General features: G+C 71.6%; 17 protein-coding genes and 1 pseudogene. 5 read left to right on the top strand and 13 right to left on the bottom strand.

Annotation, left to right across the window (positions count from 1 at the left end; all coding sequences use genetic code 11):
- Window positions 1-32: 32 nt before the first annotated feature.
- The gene (locus tag K8612_RS29065) at window positions 33-425 is read right to left on the bottom strand and encodes a VOC family protein (protein WP_223764656.1); all 393 of its coding nucleotides are present in this window, start codon (window positions 423-425) and stop codon (window positions 33-35) included.
- A gap of 99 nt (window positions 426-524) precedes the next feature.
- Here K8612_RS29065 and K8612_RS29060 point away from each other — a divergent pair, with 99 nt between their 5' ends.
- Window positions 525-1478 carry an oxidoreductase gene (locus tag K8612_RS29060; protein ID WP_223764655.1) on the top strand — a complete coding sequence of 318 codons (954 nt, stop codon included), beginning with the start codon at window positions 525-527 and terminating at the stop codon, window positions 1476-1478.
- Between the two features lie 26 nt (window positions 1479-1504).
- Here the strand turns inward: K8612_RS29060 and K8612_RS29055 are convergent.
- Window positions 1505-2292 (bottom strand): annotated as a pseudogene (locus K8612_RS29055) (helix-turn-helix transcriptional regulator).
- A gap of 1200 nt (window positions 2293-3492) precedes the next feature.
- Between K8612_RS29055 and K8612_RS29050 the strand changes: the two are divergent.
- Complete coding sequence (locus K8612_RS29050) at window positions 3493-4653, top strand: NAD(P)/FAD-dependent oxidoreductase (RefSeq protein WP_223764654.1); 1161 nt, start codon at window positions 3493-3495, stop codon at window positions 4651-4653.
- A 28-nt stretch (window positions 4654-4681) separates the two neighbouring features.
- On the opposite strand, the gene rsmG is transcribed toward K8612_RS29050, so the two are convergent.
- The 6 genes from rsmG to K8612_RS29020 all read right to left on the bottom strand — a co-directional run bounded on the left by rsmG (window position 4682) and on the right by K8612_RS29020 (window position 12452).
- Complete coding sequence (rsmG, locus tag K8612_RS29045) at window positions 4682-5335, bottom strand: 16S rRNA (guanine(527)-N(7))-methyltransferase RsmG (protein WP_373692147.1); 654 nt, start codon at window positions 5333-5335, stop codon at window positions 4682-4684.
- Window positions 5336-5411: 76 nt separating this feature from the next.
- Window positions 5412-7253 (bottom strand): tRNA uridine-5-carboxymethylaminomethyl(34) synthesis enzyme MnmG, encoded by a 1842-nt coding sequence (gene mnmG, locus K8612_RS29040; protein ID WP_223764652.1) that lies wholly within the window; start codon window positions 7251-7253, stop codon window positions 5412-5414.
- A 482-nt stretch (window positions 7254-7735) separates the two neighbouring features.
- Window positions 7736-8293 (bottom strand): hypothetical protein, encoded by a 558-nt coding sequence (locus K8612_RS29035; RefSeq protein ID WP_223744355.1) that lies wholly within the window; start codon window positions 8291-8293, stop codon window positions 7736-7738.
- A 123-nt stretch (window positions 8294-8416) separates the two neighbouring features.
- Window positions 8417-9091: a glutathione S-transferase family protein gene (locus K8612_RS29030; RefSeq protein WP_223744356.1), complete on the bottom strand. Its 675-nt coding sequence runs from the start codon at window positions 9089-9091 to the stop codon at window positions 8417-8419.
- Between the two features lie 37 nt (window positions 9092-9128).
- On the bottom strand, window positions 9129-9590 hold the full coding sequence (locus K8612_RS29025) for a macro domain-containing protein (RefSeq protein WP_223744358.1): 462 nt from the start codon (window positions 9588-9590) through the stop codon (window positions 9129-9131).
- 42 nt (window positions 9591-9632) lie between these two features.
- On the bottom strand, window positions 9633-12452 hold the full coding sequence (locus tag K8612_RS29020) for a pitrilysin family protein (RefSeq protein WP_223764651.1): 2820 nt from the start codon (window positions 12450-12452) through the stop codon (window positions 9633-9635).
- Window positions 12453-12703: 251 nt separating this feature from the next.
- Here K8612_RS29020 and K8612_RS29015 point away from each other — a divergent pair, with 251 nt between their 5' ends.
- The gene (locus tag K8612_RS29015) at window positions 12704-13114 is read left to right on the top strand and encodes a hypothetical protein (protein ID WP_223764650.1); all 411 of its coding nucleotides are present in this window, start codon (window positions 12704-12706) and stop codon (window positions 13112-13114) included.
- 21 nt (window positions 13115-13135) lie between these two features.
- Here the strand turns inward: K8612_RS29015 and K8612_RS29010 are convergent, their stop codons facing one another.
- Window positions 13136-14122 (bottom strand): aldo/keto reductase, encoded by a 987-nt coding sequence (locus K8612_RS29010; protein WP_223764649.1) that lies wholly within the window; start codon window positions 14120-14122, stop codon window positions 13136-13138.
- A gap of 250 nt (window positions 14123-14372) precedes the next feature.
- On the opposite strand from K8612_RS29010, the gene sppA reads away from it, so the two are divergent.
- On the top strand, window positions 14373-16169 hold the full coding sequence (sppA, locus tag K8612_RS29005) for a signal peptide peptidase SppA (RefSeq protein ID WP_223764648.1): 1797 nt from the start codon (window positions 14373-14375) through the stop codon (window positions 16167-16169).
- 2 nt (window positions 16170-16171) lie between these two features.
- On the opposite strand, the gene K8612_RS29000 is transcribed toward sppA, so the two are convergent.
- Window positions 16172-16735, bottom strand: a complete 564-nt coding sequence (locus K8612_RS29000; protein WP_223744363.1) for a cysteine dioxygenase family protein — start codon at window positions 16733-16735, stop codon at window positions 16172-16174.
- 326 nt (window positions 16736-17061) lie between these two features.
- On the opposite strand from K8612_RS29000, the gene K8612_RS39380 reads away from it, so the two are divergent.
- Window positions 17062-18072 carry a hypothetical protein gene (locus tag K8612_RS39380; RefSeq protein WP_306799739.1) on the top strand — a complete coding sequence of 337 codons (1011 nt, stop codon included), beginning with the start codon at window positions 17062-17064 and terminating at the stop codon, window positions 18070-18072.
- Between the two features lie 11 nt (window positions 18073-18083).
- Here K8612_RS39380 and K8612_RS28990 read toward each other — a convergent pair whose 3' ends face one another.
- The 3 genes from K8612_RS28990 to K8612_RS28980 form a co-directional block, all read right to left on the bottom strand.
- Window positions 18084-18692: a Uma2 family endonuclease gene (locus tag K8612_RS28990; protein WP_223744364.1), complete on the bottom strand. Its 609-nt coding sequence runs from the start codon at window positions 18690-18692 to the stop codon at window positions 18084-18086.
- A 77-nt stretch (window positions 18693-18769) separates the two neighbouring features.
- A complete protein-coding gene (locus K8612_RS28985; RefSeq protein ID WP_223764647.1) occupies window positions 18770-20377 on the bottom strand; it encodes a GTPase in 1608 nt (535 codons plus the stop codon).
- A gap of 55 nt (window positions 20378-20432) precedes the next feature.
- Window positions 20433-20660, bottom strand: coding sequence for a hypothetical protein (locus K8612_RS28980; RefSeq protein ID WP_014400867.1), 228 nt, complete (start codon window positions 20658-20660; stop codon window positions 20433-20435).
- Window positions 20661-20700: the final 40 nt, after the last annotated feature.

Genomic DNA, 20700 nt, shown 5'->3' with positions numbered 1-20700 from the left:
CACGTGGAACACGCGCCGCCGCGCTTCACCGCTCAACGCGACCAGGTGGCTTGCTGAAGCACGACCCGGTAGCCGTCCGGATCCTCGAAGGTCCTTCCGTTCGCGTCCCAGTACGGGTTGCGTGACGGCACCGGCGCGAAGCCCGCGGCCTCCATGCGGTGGACCCGCGCCGCCCACGCTTCCGGGTCCGGCACGTAGAACACCAGGAGGTGGTCCTGGGACGGCGCTCTCGGGGCCTCGTGTCCGCGCTCCACCGTGAACTCCAGGTGATACGGCGCACCCGCGTGCCCGAGCATCACGCCGTCGAACCCCGCGTGGTCCTCGAACCCTCCGAGCACCTCGAAGCCCAGCCCGTCCCGGTAGAAGCGCACCACCGCCTTCAGGTCCCGTGTCGGCCTCGCGACCCGCAGCTTCACCGTGTCCATGGTCCGTTCCCTCCTTCCCGGATCCGCATCCAGGGGGTTCCAGACATAGGATGAATTGACGCTCTTTTCGCGCGGACCAAGGGCCTGCACCTTGTGCCCATGACCCCGAAACAGCAGCCCCTGAACTCCGGCTTCGGCGCGACCACCACCGCACGCGAGGCCCTGGGCCACACCCGACTGGATGGCACCGTCGCCATCGTGACCGGCGGCTACGCAGGCATCGGACTGGAGACCACCCGCGCGCTCCATGACGCCGGAGCCACCGTCATCGTCCCCGCTCGGACTCCCGACAAGGCCCGCGCGGCGCTCGCGGGATGGGAGCGCGTGGAGCTGGAGCAACTGGACCTCATCGATCCGGCGTCCATTGATGCGTTCGCATCCCGCTTCGTCGCGTCCGGCCGGCCGCTGCACCTGCTCATCAACAACGCGGGCGTCATGGCCTCACCGCTCACCCGCGACGCGCGCGGGTTCGAATCGCAGTTCGCCACCAACCACCTCGGCCACTTCCAGCTCACCGCCCGGCTCTGGCCCGCGCTGAAGCAGGCGAACGGCGCGCGCGTGGTGTGCCTGTCATCGCGCGGCCACTTCTTCGCCGACGTGGACTTCGAGGACCCCTTCTTCCAGAGGCGCCCCTACGACAAGTGGGTCGCCTACGGGCAGTCGAAGACCGCGAACATCCTCTTCGCCGTCGGACTGGATGCGCGCGGCGAGGCCCACGGGGTGCGCGCGTTCGCCGTCCACCCCGGCGGCATCCTCACGGAGCTGGTCCGGTCCATGTCCGAGGAGGAGGTCCGCGCCTCCATCGAGAACTCCAACAAGGTCGAGCCGCTGAAGACGCCCGAGCAGGGCGCCGCGACCACGGTCTGGTGCGCGACGAGTTCCCAGCTCGCGGGCAGGGGCGGCGTCTACTGCGAGAACGTGGACATCGCCGTGATGGCGCCGCCCGACGCCACCCTCCGGCGCGGCGTGAAGGATTGGGCCGTGGATCCGAAGCAGGCCGACCGGCTGTGGACCGCGAGCGAGGCGTGGACCGGCGTCCGCTTCAATCCGTGATGATCCGCCCGCGACTGCGCGGGGGGCTACGTGCGGTCCTGACCGGGAGCCACCTGCCGCGAGAACAACGCCCGGGTGCGCTCCAGGTGGGGACCGGTACCCGGCGCATCGAAAGACACGCGCAGCTCCCGCCCATCGGGTTCCGAGTACGTGAGCGTGACGTTCTCGAACTCGATGGGCCCCAGCTCCGGGAGGATGAGCACCTTCACCAGGGAGGGGGTCTCCACCACGTCGTGCTCACGCCAGAGGCGCGCGAACTCGGGGCTCGCGGCCTGGAGCTTCTGCACCAGCGCATCGAACTCCGAGCGGTCCGCGGACCTCGCGGCGTCCATCCGGAATCCCGCCACGGCCCGGCGCACCGCTTCGTCCCAGGAGGGCATTCGCGCGCGCCGGTCCGATTCATGAACAGCGCCCACAAACCGTTGCGCTCCTCCGGCGAGGAGGCTGGAAGTCCCAGGTCCGGGTAGAGGACCGTCGCGGCCGCGTTCCACGCGACGATGTCCCACCGCCGGGTCGAGACGAGCACCGGAAACGGATGCGCGTCGAGCAGGCGTTGAAGCGCGTCGCTGACCGACTCCGGTGAGCGCACGGGCATGGGCGCGGGCCGGCCGTGTGCCAGCGCGAAGAGGTGCAGGCGTTCCGTCGGCGTCAGGCGGAGCGCGACCACCAGGCGCTCCAGCAGCGGTTCGGAGACGTGGAGGTCCCTCCCCTGCTCCAGCCACGTGTACCAACTGACGCCCACGTCCGCGAGCCGCGCCAGTTCCTCGCGGCGAAGGCCCGGCGTGCGCCGTCGCGAACCGGAAGGAAGTCCCACGTCCTCCGGACGCAAACGCTCACGGCGGCTGCGAAGGAAGTTCGCGAGCTCGACGCGCCCGGAGCCGCGAGAGGTGTCCGTCACGCGGCGGCACGTCAGGCGAACCGTCCCCGCGCGGCATCGGAGCCGCGAGTTCCACGCATCGCCCGCGAACGCTCGCGCACATGCCAGAAGTTCCGGCGAACGGTCCGGATCCCCGCCCCTTCCAACGGGGCACGCCAAACCTGTCCGACTGTCGGACAGGTTCGTCCGCCTCGGGCTCGTGAGGTGCCCCTCTCCTGCGCGAACCTCCAAACTGGTCCGACTGTCGGACAGGTTCGTGCGGCTCGGACCGAGGTGCCCTCCCCTCCCGAGGATGCTCTCCAAACTGGTCCGACTGTCGGACAGGTTCGTGCGGCTCGGACCGAGGTGCCCTCCCCTTCCAAGGATGATCTCCAAACCTGTCCGACTGTCGGACAGGTTCGTCCGCCTCGGCCTCGTGAGGTGCCTCTCTCCGGCGCGACCCTGCAAACTTGTCCGACTGTCGGACAGGTTCGTCCGCCTCGGCCTCGTGAGGTGCCTCTCTCCGGCGCGAACCTCCAAACTGGTCCGACTGTCGGACAGGTTCGTGCGGTGCGCTCCGGACGGGAGGCATCGCTGCTTCTCCGCGCGGACAGGCTCCAGTTCGGGAGACGTGAAGGACGTGGCGTTCCTTCGCGGGCCATCCCACTCCGCGCTTCCTCGTGCGATGGATCCGCGCACCCATGAAACGGCTGCGGATCCGCTCACGTCGTGACTCGGATCCGCGTCACGGCTCCAGGTTCTCCACCACACGCTGAAGCAGGCTCACCGGTTGCGCCTTCGAGCTGAAACCCGCCGTCACGTCCTGTTCCACGGACATCAGCGCCGCCCCTCTTGTCATCGCTGCCGCGCCGTTCGCGTGAGCGGGGTCAGGCTTCCGCGCGCATCCGCTAGGTTCGGCTCACGCTGGACCACGCCGTCGCGCTCCATGCGCGATAGCGGCTGCGCCATCATCGGCTGCTTCACTCGCGCCCAAGTCGCTGCGACTTCGCGCGCCCCTCCTCCAACGCGTGCAACACCGGTAGCGGTCCCATCCCGAGCCCGCGGGAGCAGACGCGCGTCGGGGTCGCGCCGGAACAGGCGGTCGACCAGGGTCCCTTTCATTTGCATAGGATGCTATCTCAATTTACATAGTAGGCTATGCACATCACGAAGACAGTGGGCATCATCGGGAGTGGTCCGGGGGGACTGACGTTGGCCCGGATCCTGGCGACACGGGGCATCGCGGCCACGGTGTTCGAGTTGGATGAGCACCCGCTCGCCCGTCCTCAAGGAGGTTCGCTGGACCTGCACGGCGACTCCGGGCTGCGCGCACTTCGCGAGGCCGGACTAACAGCGGAGTTCAAGGCCGTCGCCCGGTACGACGACCAGGGTGACGCCCTCTATGACGCCCAGGGGACGCTCCACTTCCAGCACAACGAGGCGAGCGACGGCGACCGGCCGGAGATCGACCGTACGCAACTGCGCTCCCTGCTGCTGGACAGCCTCCCCTCGGAGTGGATCCGCTGGGGAAGCAAGGTGTCCGCCGTGGAGCCGCTGCCCGACGGGCGCTACCGCGTCGTGGGTCCGGCGGGCTCACTGGGAACGTTCGACCTGGTGGTGGGCGCGGATGGCGCGTGGTCCCGCGTCCGTCCGCTCGTGTCCCCGGCGACGCCCACCTTCACGGGCGTGCTCTTCATCGAGCTGCAAATCGACGACGTGGACTCGCGGCACCCGGCGGTCGCGAAGCTCCTCCCTCGCGGGAAGATCTCCGTCGTCGGAGGCAACCAGGGCCTCATCGCCCAGCGCAGCAGCCACGGCCACGTGCGCGCCTACTTCATGTTCCGGATCTCCGAGGCACAGCTCCAGCAGGGGCTCGTGGACACGTCCTCCCCTGCCCGGGCGCGCGAACAGCTCAAGGCGCTGCTCCCAGGCTGGGCGCCGTCCCTGCTCGCGTTCATCGACGCGTGCAACGACACCCTCGCCGCGCGCCCCATCGTCGCGCTGCCCGTGGGCCATCGGTGGACGCACCGGCCGGGCGTGACGCTGCTCGGGGACGCGGCCCATGTCATGCCGCCCTTCTCCGGCGAGGGCGTGAACATGGCGATGCTCGATGGGCTGGAGCTGGGGCTCGCGCTCGCGGCGGACGCCGACTGGAGCCGCGCCGTGAAGGGCTACGAGGAGGCCATGTTCGAGCGCGCCGCCTCCGCCGCCTCGGGCGCCATGGAGGGGCTCGACTTCGTCTCCGAGCACGCGCTCGACCACGTGCTGGAGCACTTCCGGGAGATTCAACGGCAGGTGGCCGCCGCGGGCTCGCACTGAAGCTGGAGCCCGCGCGCCCTCCCCTCCCCTACTGCTTCGCGAACACCGCGACCTGGCGCTCGGCGCCGGAGAACGGGAGCCGGTACGAGCGGGCGGACACCACGCGCAGGCCGCGCTCGGCCGCGCGCGCCTGGAGCTCCGCGTCCGTCTGCTGCTTGCCCAGCATCGCCACCACGCGCCCGCCCTCCTCCACGTACGCGGGCGCCAGGTTCAGCCAGTCCGGCAGGTCCATGAACGCTCGCGCGATGAGCACCTGCGCGCGCGGAATCCCCTCCGCCTCCGGCTTCCCTTCCGCCCGGGCGTGCAGCCCGCGCACGCCCACGAGCCCCAGGCTGGCGGCGGCGGCCTTGATGAAGGCGATCTTCTTGCCCACCGTGTCCACCAGCGTCACGCCCAGCTCCGGCAGCTCCAGCTTGAGCGGCAGCCCGGGGAAGCCCGCGCCCGCGCCCAGGTCCAGCAGCGACGTCGCGCCCCTCACCTCCGGCAGCACCGCCAGCGAGTCCAGGAAGTGCTTCTCCAGCACCTCCTCCGGCGCGGTGATGGCCGTGAGGTTCACCTTCGCGTTCCACTTCAGGAGCTCCGCCATCAGCCGCTGGAGCCTGGGGCCCACCTCCGGCCCCACGGTGATGCCCAACGCACTGCATCCGGATGCCAACTGATCTGCGAACCGCGCGTTATCCACAACACCTCCACCCCGAAGGGCCCTTCAAGTCCTTGGAATCATTCAGGGGAAATCCATCCCCAGAAATGTCCACACGTTATCCACAGCCCTGTTCCTGATCACTTGACGGCCCCTGCCCCCGCTTGAGCGCGACCAGGAGCAGGGACACCGCGGCGGGGGTCAGGCCCGGAATCCGACGCGCCTGTCCTACCGTTCCGGGCCGGTGCGTGGACAGCTTCTCCACCGCCTCCGTCCCCAGCCCGCGCACGTCCGCGAAGCGGAACGTGTCCGGGATGCGCCAGCGGTCGGACGCCTCCGCCTCGCGCGCCGCGGCCCGGGCGGCCTGGGCGATGTAGCCCTCGTACTTCACCTCCACCTCCACCTCCTCCACGACGTCGGGGGGGAGCGCCGGGAAGTCCTCGCGCCCGTCCGCCAGGTGCGCGTACGTCACCTCCGGGCGCTTGAGCCGCGGGGCCAGGCCGCCGCGCTTGAGCCGCGCGACCTCCTCCATCACCGCGTGGGCCCGGGCCTCCGCGCGCTCCAGGGCCTCCTTCGGCAGCAACCCCACGCGATGCCCGTGCCGCGCGAGCCGCAGGTCCGCGTTGCCCTCGCGCAGGCGGAGCCTGTGTTCGGAGCGGCTGGTGAACATGCGGAACGGCTCATCCACGCCCTTCGTCACCAGGTCATCCACGAGCACCGCGCCGTGCGCCTCGTCGCGGCCCACGACGAGCGGCGGTTCGCCCTTCACCTGGAGCGCCGCCTGGATGCCGGCCCACAGGCCCTGGAAGGCGGCCTCCTCGTAGCCGGAGGTGCCGTTGAGCTGGCCCGCGAAGAACAGGCCCGCGACGGCCTTCGTCTCCAGCGTGGGGTGCAGTTGCGTGGGCGGCGCGTAGTCGTACTCCACCGCGTAGCCGTAGCGGACCACCTCCACGCGGGACAGGCCGGGGATGGTGCGCAGGAACTCCGCCTGCACGTCCGCGGGCATGCTGGTGGACAGGCCCGCCGGGTACACGAGCGGCGACGTGGGCCCCTCCGGTTCGAGGAACACCTGGTGCCGTTCGCGAGCGGCGAAGCGCACCACCTTGTCCTCCAGCGACGGGCAGTACCGGGGCCCCCGCCCCACGATGTCCCCCTGGAACAGCGGCGAGCGGTGCAGGTTGTCGCGCAAGAGCCGGTGCGTCGCCTCCGTCGTCGCGGTGAGGCCGCACGTCACAGAAGGCTGACGTGGGAACGGCAGCCCCTGCTCCATCCGCGTGCGCCAGGAGAACGGCCGCACACCCGAGTCACCCGGCTGTGGCGTGACGGCGTCCCAGTCGATGCTGTCGCGGGACAGGCGCGCGGGCGTGCCCGTCTTGAAGCGGCCCAGCGTGAAGCCGAGCGCGTGCAGCGACTCCGACAGGCCGCGCGCGGCTTCGTCTCCCAGGCGGCCGCCGACCTCCTTCTGCTCGCCCACGTGCATGAGCGCGCGCAGGAAGGTGCCGGTGGTGAGGAGCACCGCGCGGGCCACCACCTGCGTGCCGTCCCCCAGCACCACGCCCTTCACCCTCCCCCCTTCCGCGACGACGGCGGCGACTTCGCCCTCGCGCACGGTGAGGTTGGGTTGGGTGAAGAGCACGGCCTGCATGCCGGCGGCGTAGGCGTCGCGGTCGCAGAGGACGCGGGTGGCCTGCACGGCGGGGCCCTTGGAGGGATTGAGGATTTTGACGTGCGTGCCCGCGAGGTCCGCCGCGCGGCCCATCTGGCCCCCGAGCGCATCGAGCTCGCGCACCAGGTGGCCCTTGGCGGTGCCGCCCACGGCGGGGTTGCAGCTCATCACGGCGGCGCGCTCGCGCTTGAGCGTCACGCCCAGGGTGGACAGGCCCATGCGAGCACACGCGAGCGCCGCCTCGCAGCCCGCGTGGCCCAGCCCCACCACGACGATGTCGTATCGGAGTTCCATCGCGTCCCGGGGGGTATCACGCCCCGGCGCGTCCGTGGCAAGCCGGCCCTGGGGACACCGTCCCCCCGGCGGGTCGCTCACCGGCCCGGGCCGTGGCCCCAACACAGACAGGGCCCGGAGTTCGGGAGCACGCGAGGCGGGCAGTGGGAGGGGTAACAACGCCGCCCGCCTCGCGCGCACCAGTCATCGTGGATCCGCCGAGGGCGCGCCTGACACACCGGTGGCGTCTCTGGCCCTTCGACGGCGATGGCAACCATGGGACCTGCCCGCACGAGTCCCCCGGACCTCGTGCCTTCACATGGCGTCGCACACACGGGGGCCAGAAAGCTGCCCGTGCGGTGAGGGCGCATGGGGGGCTCTCGGACTCGAACCAGCGAGGCCGGCGGACCTCCCGTGTGCGCGACGGGGAAGGGTATAGCGGGGGGGTCTGACATTCCGGGCTCCGGGCCCCGCTCCAGAGGGGGCCCGGGAGCCGCGCGGCGTCAGCGGGTGGGGAGGGGGTTGGACCGGCTGGGGCAGTGCACGTTCTCCGGGCAGCGCCCGTCGGACCGGGGGATGCACGCGCCGCAGCACTCCATCTCATCCGGGCGGCACGCCGGCTGGCACGCGCCACACTGCACCACGCCGCCGCAGCCATCGTCCGCGGTGCCGCACTTCAACCCCAGCGTGGCGCACGTCGCGCGCTGGCAGACGCAGCGGCCGTCCACGCAGGACTCATTGGGTTTGCACCCGGGGGAGCAGGTGCTGATGGGACCGGTGGGCTCCTTCTTCGGCTCGGCGGGCACGGGCGGGGCCACGCAGCGGCCGTCCGTGCACGTGCCGGCCTGACAGTCGCCGCAGTCGATGAAGCCGCCGCACCCGTCCGGCGTCCGGCCACAGGCCACCATCGCCTGCGAGCACGTGGCCCGCGCGCAGCCATCCGGCGCCACGTTGTCCCGCGACGCGCGCACGGTGCCGCCGCCGCCCGGCGAGCACGCGCCCCACAGTCCCAACGCCAGACACAGTCCGGCCCACCGGCCCAGGCTCCGCACCGCTTCCATGTCATCCACTCCCCGGGCTCCCGGCTCGGGAGCCATGCACGGCCCCATCATGCGCACGCCCGGGACGGATGTCCGGAGGTTCGGGGCCATGCGACGGGGCAGGGCAGGGGAGGGGAGGGCGCCTCAGCGCTGGAGGAACGTGCGCACGTGCTGGACGGCCTCTTCCTCGGTCCTGGGCTTCTCCTCGCGGGGCGCGGGCACCTTCAGTCCGCGCTGCGCCGCGGGCCGCTGCTCGATGGCGGCCAGCCACCGCTGCACGCCCGGCAGCCCGTCCACGGACACGCCGGCCCAGTCGTGGATGCGCACCCACGCCCAGTTCGCGATGTCCGCGATGCTGTAGTCACCGGCCAGGTACTCGTGGTCCTTCAGCCGGCTCTCCAGCACCGTGTACAGGCGGCGCGTCTCGTTCTGGTACCGGTCGATGGCGGGCTGGAGCTTCTCCGGGAAGTAGCGGAAGAAGACGTTGGCCTGCCCCTGCATGGGGCCCACGCCGGCCATCTGGAACATCAGCCACTGGATGACCTGGGAGCGGCCCTTCGCGTCCGTGGGCATCAGCTTGCCCGTCTTCTCCGCCAGGTAGAGCAGGATGGCGCCGGACTCGAAGACGGCGAAGTCGCCCTCCGCGCGGTCCACGATGGCGGGGATGCGGCCGTTGGGGTTGATGGCCAGGAACGCGGGCTGCTTCTGCACGCCCGTGGAGATGTCCAGCGCGTGCACGGTGTACGGCAGCCCCAGCTCCTCCAGCGCCACGGAGACCTTGTGTCCGTTCGGCGTGTTCCACGTGTACAGGTCGATCATGTCCGCCTCGCTTCGCGAGTGAAGAGGTGCGCTCCCTCTAACGGCGGAAGCGCACCACGCGCACGTCGAAAGCAGGGGCATCCCCCAGGGCCTCGCGCATCAGCTCCAGCGCGCGGTCCTCGTCGAAGCTCCCGGAGCCCGCGCCGATGATGGGGAACGCCACGGAGCGGAAGCCGTGCTCATGCGCCCGCGCCAGCGCGTTTCGCACCGAGTCCTGGATGGACCGCGCGGACGCCCGCCAGAGCATGTCGATGCCCGCGACGTGGATGATGCCCTTGAAGGGCAGGCGCCCCGGCCCGGTCACCACCGCCGAGCCCAGGGGCATGGGCCCCACGCGCGCGACCTCGCGGAAGGGCGCCGTGCCACCGCGGCGCTTGATGGCCCCGGACACCCCCTGCGGCAACAGCAGCCACCAGGGGATGATGTTCCGGTTCCACGCGTTGACGATGGCGTCCACGGGCTGGTCCAGCAGGTCGCCTTCCACCAGTTGCACGGGCATGGGCGCGGACTCTAGCGCCCATGCCCAATGACAGACACGGCCTCAAGGCGCCGCGTTCGCCTTGGCCGGCGCCGGCTGCTTGGAGGCGTTCGCGAAGTCACCCGCGCGCACGAGGGTGGCCTTGCTGAAGTCCAGGTGGTTGGCCAGGGCCTTGCGCACGTCGTCGGCGGTCAGCTTCTGGAGCTTCGCCTCGATGTCCGCGTCGAACTTCAGCGTGCGCCCCAGGTACAGGCCGTCCGCCAACTGCTGCGCCAGGTTCCCGTCCTGCGCCCGGGCGGACTGGCGGTACTCCAGGAGGCCCGCGCGCGCCTTGTCCAGCTCCTGCGGCGTGAAGCCCTTCTGCACGGCGCGGGTGACCTCCTCGCGCATGGCGGCCTCCAGCTTCTGGGCGTTCTGCGGCGCGTAGATGGCGTAGGTGAGGAACCAGCCCACGGTGTCCAGCTCCTGCGCGGACAGGCTGCTGCCCACGCCGTAGGACAGGCCGTCCTGCTGTCGCACGCGCGTGGCCAGCCGCGAGTTGAGGAAGCCCCCGCCCAGCATGAAGTTGCCCATCATCAGGCCGGGCCAGTCCGCGTGGTCGTCGCGCACCTGGAGCAACTGTCCGGCGAGGAAGTACGCGTTGGCCTTGTCCGGCGTCTCCAGCACGACGGACTTCGGGGCCACGGCCTGGAACGTGCGGGGCACGCGCGCGTAGGGCGCCGGGCTCTTCCAGCCGTCGAGCAGGGGGCTCACCAGCGAGGGGAGCTCCTTCGCGTCGAAGTCACCCACCACCGCGAGCTCCCCGCGCGAGGCGCCGTAGAACTGGCGGTGGAAGTCGCGCGCCTGCTCCAGCGTGACGGCCTTCGCGTCGGCCAGGCGCTCCTCCAGGGTGGGCACGTAGTACGGGTGGCCCTTGGGGTACTGGGGGCTGAGCACGCGCCAGAACGCGATGCTGGCCTGGGGCTGCGGCTCGCTGCGCTGCGACTCCAGCGAGGCCAGCCGCTCCTGCTTGAGCAGCGCGAACTCCTTCGCGTCGAACGCGGGCTCGCGCAGCACCTCCGTCACCAGCTTGAGGACCTCCGGGAGGCTCGCGCGAGGGCACTCGATGGAGACGCTGGCGCCCAGCGCGCCGCCGTCCACGCCCACGCGGGCCTTGAGCTTGTCGAGCGCGTCGTAGAGCTGCTGGCGGGTGTGCTTCTTCGTGCCGCGCATCAGCATGCCGCCGGCGTAGGAGGCGGCGGGCAGCTTGCCGCTCACGGCCTCCGCGGTGCCCCAGTGCAGGTCCAGCGACAGGTTGACCATCTCGCCGCGCGTCTTCTTGGGGAGCAGCGCGTACTTCACGCCGTTGGCCAGCTCGCCGCGCTGCACGCGCGACTCGATGTTGGCGGGGGAGGGGTCGAAGGCCTCGCCCTGGGCGACGGCGGCCTTGCCCTGGTAGCCGTCCACCATCTTCGCCACGTCCACCGGGGGCGGCAGCTCCGAGCGGTCCGGCTTGGGCGTGGGCACGAAGGTGCCCAGGGTGCGGTTGGAGCCCTTGAGGTACGCGGCGGCCACGCGGGTGACGTCCGCGGGCGTGACGGCCTCGATGCGGTCGCGGTGCAGGAAGAGCAGGCGCCAGTCGCCCACGGCGGCCCACTCGGACAGGAGGATGGCCGCGCGCTCGGAGTTGTTGAGCAAGAGCTCCGTCTGCTTCGCGAGGGCCGTCTTCGCGCGGTTCACCTCCTCGTCGGTGAAGGGCGTGCGGGAGGCCTCCTCCACGGTATTGATCAGCGCCTCGCGCACGGGGGCCAGGGGTTGATCCTGGCGGGCCTCCGCGCTGAAGCCGATGACGCCCGGGTCGCGCAACTGGAAGTTGAACGCGCCCGCGCGCGAGGCCTTCTTCGTCTCCACGAGCGCCTTGTAGAGGCGGCCGGACGGCACGTCGCCCAGCACCTGGGTGAGCACGTCGATGGCGGCGAAGTCGGGGTGGGCGCCCTCGGGCACGTGGTAGACGCTGGAGAGGAGCTGGTTGTCACCCACGCGGCGCAGCGTCACCTCGCGCTCACCGTCCTGGGTGGGCTCCTGGGTGTACGTGAGGGGCACGGGCTCCGCGGGCCTGGCCAGCTTGCCGAAGGTGGACTGCACGAGCGACAGGGCCTTCTCCGGCTGGAAGCGTCCGGCGATGACGAGCGTCGCGTTGTCGGGGCGGTAGTAGCGCCGGTAGAAGGCCTGGAGCCGGTCGATGGGCACGTTCTCCAGGTCCGCCTTCGCGCCGATGGTGGCCTTGCCGTAGTTGTGCCAGCGGTACGCGGCGCTCATGGTGCGCTTGAAGAGGATGCCGCGCGGGTCGTTCTCGCCGGACTCGAACTCGTTGCGGACCACGGTCATCTCGCTGTCCAGGTCCTTGCGCGCGATGAAGCTGTGGACCATGCGGTCCGCCTCGAAGGACAGCGCCCAGGCCAGGTTGTCGTCCGAGGCGGGCAGGGTCTCGTAGTAGTTGGTGCGGTCCAGCCAGGTGGTGCCGTTGGGGCGCGCGCCGCGCTCGGTGAGGGCCTGGGGCACGTTGGGGGTGGTGGGCGTGCCCTTGAACATCAGGTGTTCGAGCAGGTGCGCCATGCCCGTCTCGCCGTAGCCCTCGTGCTTGCTGCCCACCAGGTAGGTGATGTTGACGGTGACGGTGGCCTTGGTGGGGTCCGGGAAGAGCAGGACGCGCAGGCCATTGGGCAGGCGGTATTCGGTGATGCCCTCCACGCTCGCGACGGGGGCCAGGGCGGCTGGCTTCGTCTGGGCACGCGCGCTCGAGGAGGCAGCGGGCTTCGGGAGGGGAGCCGGGGCCCGGGCCCACACGGGCGGGGCCGCCACGAGCAGGACAGCCAGCAGGGCGAGCGGGGTACGACGCGTCATGCGGTCCTCGGGGTGCGAAGCAGTGGGCACGGGACTTCTAACCGCTCCACCGGGTCCTCCCATCCCAAGAAACCCGGGCCCTCCGGGCAGGCGTCCACCCAGGGACACCCGTGGACCGTCACAGGTCCTGTCCCGAGCTTCCAACCTCACGGGTCGTCATGTATCCTGGCGCGGATCCGAACCGGAGGTCGCGTGGAATGCCATGTCAGGACAAGGTGCTAGGTACGCAGCCCATCACCAGGAGGGACGGATTGGCGACGGCGACGGGCGGGGACGTGATGGTGCGGATGCTGCAGGAGTTCCGCGAGATGCAGGAGGAGTCGAAGGAGCAGTTCGCGCGGACGGAAAAGGCCTTGAGAGCGGTCCACATGAAGTGCCGGGTCCTCTTCCGGAAGACCCAACGCATGTCGGATCGGATCCATGTCATCGCTGAACAGGTGCGCGCCCTGGATGCGGAGATGGATGAGTTCCGGGACAACATGGGTGAGCTCACCACGCACGTCTCGACCCTGACGCAGGAAGTGCACGGCATCAAAAGCGCGCAGATCCGGATGTTCGGACAGGTGGGCCGCGCGCTGAACCACCTCGCGGAAGCCCAGTCGTCCGACCGCAAGCGCATCGACGTCCTGGAAGAACGCATGGACGGCCCAGAGGAGAGCTGAGCCCTCCATGCGCCCCGTCACTCAGGCGTAGATGCCCCCGGGCGCCATCGCGGAGCCGGAGCCCAGGACCTCCTCCACCTCGCGGACCTCCTCGGACGTCAGCCGGAAGGTCCCCGCGTGGATGAAGCCATCCACCTGCTTCGCGCTGCGCGCCCCCACGATGGCCGCGGTGACGGCCGGCTCCCGCAGCGTCCAGGCGAGGGCCACCTCCGCCGGAGAACGCCCATGCCGCGCGCCCACCTCGCGCATGCGCTCCACCAGCGACAGGTGATGCGACAGCTTCGGCTCCTGGAAGTCCGCGCTGCCGCGGCGCCAGTCGTCATCCGGCATCGCCAGGATGCGCTCGCGCGTCATCGCCCCGGTCAGCAGCCCGGACGCCATGGGTGAATACACAATCACCCCGATGCCCTGCTTCTGACAGTAGGGCAGCAGGTCGTCCTCGATGTCCCGGTGGATGAGCGAGTACGGCGGCTGCAACGACGTCACCGGGGCGATGCGCCGCACCCGCTCCAACTGCGAGACATTGAAGTTGGACACCCCCAGCCAGCGCACCTTGCCCTGCCGTTGCAGCTCCGCCAGCGCCGTCCACCCCTCTTCAATCTCCTCGCCGGACTCCACCGGCCAGTGCACCTGATACAAATCAATGGCATCCACCTTCAGCCGCCGCAGGGACGCCTCGCACTCCCTGCGCACCGAGTCCGCCTTCAACCGGCGGCTGACCTGGCCCTGCTCATCCCAGACCATCCCGCACTTGGTGAAGACATACGGACGCGTGTCCCGCCCCTTCAGCGCCCGGGCCACCACGTCCTCGGAGTGCCCCAACCCATACACCGCCGCCGTGTCGATCCAGTTGATGCCCGAATCCAGCGCGCGCTGGATGGCTTCAATGGACCGCGCGTCGTCCTGCGCGCCCCAGGCGAACGCCCAGCCGCCCCCTCCAATGGCCCACGCGCCAAACCCCAGCGCGGTGAGGTCCATGTCGGAATTGCCCAACCGTCGCTTCCGCATCCCATGCCTCCCGGGGCCGGATGCCCCTGGCTTCCCCTGGCTCCAAGAAGGACGGTGTGCACCGCGGCGGCCCTCGCACGGGGCAGGCGCCGGCCCGGCCCCCGGCCACCAGGACGGGCGGGCCCTGGCTCCCCGTCCGCCGTCCATCACCGCGGCGCACGCAAGCATCGTCGGACGCGTGCGTTGATGGTAGGCCGCCGGGAGCTGGGGGAATGCCCCTCGGGTACTCGGGCACCAGGAGTCCTTCCGGATGAAACGCTTCTTCATTGGCGCGCTGGCCTTCATTGGAGCGCTGTCCATCCTCTTCGTGGTGGGTGTGGTGGGGCTGTTGATGCTCGCGGCCTCCAGCAAGCCGGGCGTGCCGTCCAACCTGGTGCTGGAGCTGGACCTGCAGCACCCGCTGCCGGAGTACACGCTGGACACCTCGCTGGCGGGCGCCTTCGGCGAGGAGCCCACGTCGCTGAGGGACGTGGTGGAGGGCCTGGAGAAGGCGGCCACGGACCCCCGGGTGAAGTCGCTGGTGGTGCGCATCGGCCAGCCGGGCAGCTCCGCGCAGGTGCAGGAGCTGCGGGACGCGGTGAAGTCCTTCCGCGCGTCGGGCAAGCGGGCGGTGGCCTACGCGGACGGCTTCGGCGAGGCGGGCAACGGCACCGGCGCCTACTACCTCGCGAGCGCCTTCGACTCCGTCTACATCCAGCCCTCCGGCGACGTGGGGCTCACCGGCCTGGTGATGGAGACGCCCTTCGCGCGCGACGCGTTCGCGAAGCTGGGCGTGAAGCCGGAGTTCGGCAAGCGCGCCGAGTACAAGAACGCCGTCAACAGCTTCACCGACGAGTCCTACGGCCCCCACCAGCGCGAGGCCACGGAGGCCTACGGCGGCGGCCTCTTCCGCCAGGTGGTGAAGGGCGTGGCGGAGGGCCGCAAGCTGTCCGAGGACGAGGTGCGCGCCCTCATCGACCGCGCGCCCTTCATGGGCCAGGCGGCCGTGGACGCGAAGCTGGTGGACGGGCTGCGCTACCGCGACGAGATCCACGACGAGCTGAAGCAGCAGGCCGGGGAGGGCGCGAAGTTCCTCTACGTGGACAAGTACCTGGAGCGCGCGGGCCGGCCGCACCAGACGGGCACCACCGTCGCGCTCATCTACGGCGTGGGCGAGGTGCTGCGCGGCAAGAGCCAGTCCAACCCGCTCTCCGGCGGCCAGGTGATGGGCGGCGACACCGTGGCGGCGGCCTTCCGCAAGGCGGTGGAGGACCCGTCCGTGAAGGCCATCCTCTTCCGCGTGGACAGCCCGGGCGGCAGCTACTCCGCCAGCGACACCATCCGCCGGGAGGTGCAGCGCGCGCGCGAGGCGGGCAAGCCCGTCATCGTCACCATGGGCTCGTACGCGGCCAGCGGCGGCTACTTCGTGGCCATGGCCGGGGACAAAATCGTCGCCCAGCCGGGCACGCTGACGGGGAGCATCGGCGTGTACAACGGCAAGTTCGTCACGTCCGAGCTGTGGGCGAAGCTGGGCGTGAACTTCGACACCATCGCCTTCGGGAAGAACGCCACCTTCGCCAGCTCCGACCAGGAGTTCACCCCCGAGCAGCGCGCGCAGTTGGAGTCCGAGCTGGACACCATCTACCTGGACTTCACCAGCCGCGCCGCCCAGGCGCGCAACATGCCGCTGGAGAAGCTGCAGGCGGTCGCGAAGGGGCGCGTGTGGACGGGCGAGGACGCGCTGGAGCGCGGGCTGGTGGACGCGCTCGGCGGCTACCCGAAGGCGCTGGAGCTGGCCCGGGAGGCCGCGAAGCTGGAGAAGGACGCCCCGGTCCGCATCGTCGTCTTCCCGCGCCCCCGGCCCACGGGCCAGGTGCTGTCGGAGCTGCTGGGCAAGCACGAGGCGGACAACAGCGATGACGAGGCCACCGGGAGCCAGGCCGCCGTGTCGTCCCAGGTGATGGAGCAGGTGCGGGCCGTGTACCGCGTGGGCGCGAAGCTGGGCCTCACCGGGCAGGGCGCGGAGGGGCGCGCGCTGTACGCGCCGCTCCCGGAGGTGCGCTGGTAGCGCTAGACGTGCAGCGGCATGGGGACGCGGCCCTCGGAGGGCCGCACCGGCCGGCCGAAGATGCTGTGGTAGCCCAGGGCGTGCGGCGCGCAGCGGTGACGGCGCGGGTCGAACACCAGGCAGCGGGCCACCGGGCCGGCGTAGACGTGCAGCGTGATGCCCGGGGCGTTGCCGGCGATGCTCACGCGGTGGATGGAGGCGCCCGGGTCGCGGAAGTCCACGTGCCCGGCGCCCACCGGCCCCAGGCGCTCCGGCGCGCCCAGCCGCGCCAGCCCGGGCTGCGTTCCGCCCTCCAGCAGCGGGTAGTTCTCCAGGAGGAACTCGCCGCGCTGGATGCTGAACCAGCACTCCTGACCGTCATGGTCGTGGATGGGCGAGACCGCGCCCGGGGACCAGCAGTTGATGATGACCTCCATTCCCTCGTCGCGGTGGACGAGGTTGCGCGTGTAGCGGCCCGGCAGGAAGTGCAGGTAGGGCTTGAGGCTGGTGGGCTCCAGCCGCAGCCCCGCCATCCGCGCGTCCACCCCCGCGAGTCCCCCGGGAGCGGCACGGCGCGCGCGGAGCATCCGCACGAATTCTCTCAGGCACGCGTCAGCCATGCGTACAGGCTAGGAACGTCTGCGACATCCGGCCACCCTCGGGTCCGCCAATGAACGTCCGCTTTGTCGTCCCCCCCTCAAGGATCGGAGCGGGGTGCGTTGAAGGACGGAGAGCCGCCGGGACGAAGGGGCCAGCATACCGATTTCCCCGCCAACCTGGGAATCCGGTGCCCGTCCACACCCCTTTTCCTCTGGTTTCGCTGTAATTTTACACCCTCCCAGCATAAAGGGGAGGGCATGGTGGGCAGGTCGTCCCGGCCGGAGCACGGAGGGGGGCCGGAGGAGAACGCGCAATGAAGAAGCGTCTGGGGGACATCCTGCTCGCGCGGGGTGTGGTGGATGCATTGCAGTTGCAGTCGGCGCTGGCGTACCAGCGCAAGTGGGGCGTGGCGTTGGGCCAGGTGGTGGTGGACCAGCGCTTCTGCACGGCGGAGGCGGTGCTGTCCGCGCTGGCGGCCCAGTCCGGCGTGGAGGCGGTGGACCTGGACGCCGAGCCGCTGGACGCGTCGCTCGCCAGGCTGATTCCGGGCAAGGTGGCGGAGGCCCACCGCGTGGTGCCGCTGCGGCTGGAGGGGCAGGGGACGCGGGAGGTGCTGGTGGTGGCCCTGGCCGCGCCCGCGAGCCTGGCCACGCTGGACGTGGTGAAGAGCGTGTCCGGCAAGGCGCGGGTGGTGCCCCGGCTGGCCACGGACGCGGCGCTGGGGAGGGCCATCGGGCGGCTGTACCGGGGTGAGCCGGCGACGCCGCGGCGCCGCCCCGGGATGGAGTGCTTCACCCTGCCGGAGTGGGAGGAGTCCATGCCCCTGGTGGTGGGCACGTCCCTGGCGGAGCTGACGGACATGCCGGCGCCGGAGCCCGTCCGCGAACCCGCGCGGCGGGCGGACACCGCGGAGCTGCCCATGCTGGCGCCCCTGGAGCCCGTCTGGGCGCCCGCGCCGGAGACGCGCGTGACGGTGCGCGAGCAGGTGCTCGTGTACGGCTGGGGCGCGGACGCGGCGGCGGGCCTGGTGCGGGTGCTGAGCGGGGCGGGCTTCACGGTGAAGGTGGCGAGCACGGGCGACGTGTGCGCCGCGACCGAGGCGCAGGTGGTGGTGGCGCCGCTGCCCGCGATGGAGGTGCTGGCGCAGCGGCTGCGCGCGCAGGTGCTGGTGGCGGGCAAGGCGCCGGAGCGGGACCTGCCCCGCGCGCAGGCCGTGCATGCGCGGGGCTTCGTGGCGGCGCCGGTGGATCCGGACCTGCTGCTGCGCTCCGTGCGGCGGCTGGCGCGCGCCTCCGGGGAAGCGCGCCTCAAGCACGCGAGCTGAGCGCCGCGGCGTCAGGGCACCGCGACCAGCCGGGGCAGCTCCTCCGGCGCGTCGGGGAGCCACAGCGCGCCCAGCTCCAGGGGGACGGACGGGAAGGGCTCGGCGCGCACCAGGGCGTCGTCCTCGTGGCTCGCGGTGAGGAGCCAGCCGCGCTTGAGCCGCTGGTAGACCTCCAGCGTGCGCGCGACGGGGTCCACCAGCCAGACGTAGGACACGCCGGCCCGCGCGTACAGGGGCAGCTTGCGGGCCCGGTCCAGCGCGGTGGTGGCGGGGGTCAGCACCTCGCAGACCCAATCCGGCACCAGGGTGAAGAAGGCGGCGCCGGGCTCCAGCGGGGCGGCCACGCGCTCACGGCGCCAGGCGGCCAGGTCTGGCACGAGGATGTCCTCGCCCAGGTGCAGCTCCGGCGCGCGCAGGAAGCACCAGCGGCCGTTGCCGCCACGGCGCGGATCCAACCGCTCTCCCAGCTCCACGCCCATCATGAAGGCCGCGCGAGCGGGCGCCACGGAGAGGCGGGGCGAGGCCACCAGCTCGCCATCGAGGATTTCCCCCACCCAGCCCGACGGCAGCGCCGAGAGCAGGGAGTGGGAGGTGGGTTGAAGGTGCTGGAGTGCCGTCATGAATCCTCGGGGAGCGCCGGTGAACGCGAGGCATTCTAGGGAGGGGTCTGACATGCGGACCGCCGCCCGGGACGGCGCTATTTCCCGATGCAGAAGCGCTGGAAGAGGGTGTCCAGGAGTGCTTCGGAGACGCTCGTTCCGGACACTTCGCCCAGGGCTTCCAGGGCGAGCCCCACCTCACCGGAGAGGACCTCCAGGGTGGACACGCGTGACGCCGCTTCGGCGCGGCCCAGCGCCTCGGCGGTGCGACGCAGGGCGTCCGCGTGACGCTCGGAGACGAGCGCCACCGCGGAGGGAGTGCCACCGCCCCACAGCCGCGTGAGCATGGAGGTCCGGAGCGCCTCCACGCCTTCGCCCGTGAGGCCGCTGACGCGCGCCGGAGCAGGGGAGGGGAGGTCCGCGGACGCCACGTCGCGGGTGGGCACCGCCGCCGCGCCGCCGTCCAGGACGCCCGGCGCCCGCCGTGTCCCGCGCGCCGCATCGTCAGAAGGCGTGGACACGAAACGGTCCGCTCCCGCGCTGTCCTGGGCGTCGCGGATGGGCACCGCCACCGCTCCGCCATCCAGGACGCCCGGCGCGTGCCTCGTCCCGAGCACCGCATCTTCAGAAGGCGTGGACACGAAACGGTCCGCGCCCGCGCTGTCCTGGGACGAACCCCGTTCCTCACGAGCCTCCGGCGTCACGTCGCACTTGCCGGTGACGACGAGCACGGGCGTGGCGCCGGCCTCGCGCGTCCACGACGTGGCCTCTTCGCGCGAAGTCCCCGGCGGCAGCACCAGCACCGCCAGGTCCACGGCCGCGAGCAGCTCCCGCGTGCGCGCGATGCCCAGGGCCTCCACGCGGCCGGGCGCCTCTCGCAGGCCGGCGGTGTCGTAGAGGGTGACGCCCAGGCCGTCCCACTCGACGCGGGCCTCCAGCGCGTCGCGGGTCGTGCCGGGCTCGTCATCCACCAGCGCGCGGGCCTCGCCCACCAGCCGGTTGAACAGCGTGGACTTGCCCGCGTTCACCGGCCCGTACAGCGCCACGCGCGCGCCCTGGCGCACCAGCCGGCCACGGCCCACCTCCGCGCGCAGCGCCTCCGCGGCGAAGCGCAGCGCGGTGACACGAGGCCCGGCCTCCGCGTCCGCGCCCTCCGCCTCGTCGGGGAAGTTGAGGACGCCCTCCAGGTCCGCGTGCAGCTCGCGCAGCGGCGTCTCCAGCGCGCGGATCCGCTCGGCCAGCGCGCCGGACAGCCCGGCCGCGGCGGCGCGCACGGCGGCCTCCGAATCCGCGGCCACCAGGTCCGCGACCGCCTCCGCGCGGGTCAGGTCGATGCGGCCATTCAGGAACGCGCGCCGGGTGAACTCGCCGGGAAGCGCCGGCCGCACCCGCTCGTCCTCCAGCGCCCGCGCCAGCAGCAGCCGCAAGAGGCGCGGGCTGCCATGCGCCTGGAGCTCCACCACGTCCTCGCCGGTGAAGGACCGGGGCGCCTGGAAGTAGAGGAACAGCCCCTCGTCCAGCACCGCGCCCCCGGCGTCCACGAACGACGCCAGGTACGCATGGCGCGGCGTGGGAGACGCGGGGACACCCGGCGCGAGCCTCCGCCCCACCTCCAGCGCGGCCGGCCCGGACACCCGGAGGATGCCCACCGCCCCCGCGGCGGGCGCGGTGGCCAGGGCGACGATGGTGGCGGAGTCAGCCGTCATGGCGGGGCAGGGGACCCCCAGCGGAACGGGCGGGCAGGACGCCCGCCCCCAGCACCTACCGGACGCCCTGCGGCGGCGTGGAGCCGCGAGCGGCGCGCTCCACATCGTCGCGGTGCTCCTCGATGTACTTCTCCACCTCGGCGTCGTCGACCTCCAGGTCGCGCAGCACGCCCGGGTAGACAAAGCGGAACGCCGGGGACTCCTCGTCCCCTCGCAGGCGGAAGCTCATCTTCAGCACCGCCGCGCCGTACAGCTTGTCCTTCAAACCCTTCGCCTTACCCATTCGCTCCTCTCGCGCCCGCCGGCGGCCCCGAGCCGGGCGC

The organism is Corallococcus sp. AS-1-6, assembly GCF_020037015.1.
Taxonomy (GTDB): Bacteria; Myxococcota; Myxococcia; order Myxococcales; family Myxococcaceae; genus Corallococcus.
The sequence above is the reverse complement of the archived record's forward strand: the minus strand, read 5'-3'. Positions and strand labels throughout refer to the sequence as shown.